General features: G+C 73.0%; 1 protein-coding gene. It reads right to left on the minus strand.

Annotated elements, in window-relative coordinates:
• Positions 1-1,874 (minus strand): polyketide synthase dehydratase domain-containing protein (locus ACIBVQ_RS40515; protein WP_399184269.1); only part of this gene is annotated, 1,874 nt, incomplete at both ends.

The raw sequence follows: 1,874 nt of genomic DNA on the forward strand, positions 1-1,874 counted from the left end.
AGGATGAGGTGTCGGATGTTGTGGGTGGTGACGAGGTGGCGGGCGATGGTGGTGCCGAGGGTGCCGAGGCCACCGGTGATCAACACCGTCCCCTCGGGATCCAGCCCGAGCCCTTCGGAGACCTCGGGGACACGCAGAGGAACCAGCCGGGGAGCGAGGGCCACCCCCGCGCGCACCGCGAACTGCGGTTCCTCAGCCGCCACCGCCGCGGCGACCGCCGACGGCAGCCCCTCCAGCGACGACGCCGTGCCGTCCAGGTCCGCCAGCAGCACACGCCCCGGATGCTCCACCTGCGCCGAACGGGTCAACCCCCAGACCGGGGCGGTGGACAGGTCGGAGGGCTCCTCACCCGTCGTGACGGCCCCCCGGGTCAGCACCACCAGCCGTCCTTCGTCCCACCGTTCGACCCACTCCCGCAGTACGGCCAGCACCCGTTCCGCGTTGTCGTGCGCCCCGGCCACCGGATCGTCCTGAGGAGAGACCGCGAGCACGACGAAGGCCGGGACGGGCTCCCCGGCGGAAACGGCGTCGGTCAGCGAGTCCAGGTCGGCGAAGAGCGAGGCGGTCACCCCGGTCTCCCTGAGCCCGTCGTACAGCTCCCGATCCCCGAGTACGGCCCAGGCCTGACGTCCGGGAACCCCCGGAGCCAACTCGGACCACTCGACCCGGAACAGGCCGTTCTCCGTGGCGGGCCCCGCCTCCCTCAACTGCTCCGCCGAGACGAGCCGGGCGACGAGCGCGTCGATCGAGACGACGGGCGCCCCCGTGGCGTCGGCCGCGTACAGGGTCAACGACCCCGAATCAGACATCACCACCCGGACCCGTAGCGTGGTCGCGCCGGAGGCGTGCAGCCGTACGCCGTTCCAGGCGAACGGCAACCGGTTGCCGCCCTCCGGCACGTCGGCCAGCCCCCGCAGCGCGGGCAGGTGCACCGCGGCGTCCAGCAACGCGGGATGCACCCCGAAGCCGGCCGCGTCCTGCGCGTACGGCTCCGGCAGGGCGACCTCGGCGAACAACTCCTCGCCGCGCTGCCAGGCGGCACGCAACCCCCGGAACGCCGGGCCGTACCGCAGTCCCGCCTCGTCGAGGACCGGATAGACCGTCCCCACCTCGACCGGCTCCGCGCCGACCGGCGGCCACACCGTCAGGTCGGCCGCCTCCTCCCGGGGGCCGCCCTTGGTCAGGGTCGCACCGGCGTGGTGGGTCCACCCGCCGGAGCCGTCACCGGGACGGGAGTAGATCTCCACCGTGTGGCTCTCCGGCACTTCCTGGGAGCCGGTGACGACGACCTGCAGCTGTACGGCGTCGCGGGCGGTGAGGACCAGCGGAGTGTGCAGGACGAGCTCCTCGATCGTGTCGAGGCCGGTCACATCGGCCGCGTGGACGGCCAGCTCGACGAAGGCGGTGCCGGGGACGATGACCGTGCCGAAGACCGCGTGGTCGGCCAGCCAGGGATGGGTGGCCAGGGACAGACGCCCGGTCAGAACGGTTCCCGCACCGTCCGCGAGTGGAACCGCCGCCCCGAGCAGCGGATGCTCCGCCACGCTGAGCCCCAGCCCCGCCACGTCACGCGGCAGGTCCACGGGAGGCTGCGCCCACAGCCGTTCCCGCTGGAAGGCGTAGGTGGGCAGGTCGACGGTTCTGGGTTGTCCGGTGAGGGTGGCGGTCCAGTCGATGTGGGTGCCGTTGGTGTGGAGGTGGGCGGCTGCGGTGAGGGCGGTGATGGGTTCGGGCCGGTTGCGGCGCAGGGTGGGCAGCGCCGGGACGGTGGGGGTGGTTTCGGTGGCGAAGGTGGTGAGGACGGGGTCGGGGCCGAGTTCGAGGAAGAGGTCGGTGGTGGGTGCGGCGGTGGTGAGGGCGTCGTGGAAGCGGAC

This window comes from Streptosporangium sp. NPDC049376, assembly GCF_044466505.1.
GTDB lineage: Bacteria > Actinomycetota > Actinomycetes > Streptosporangiales > Streptosporangiaceae > Streptosporangium.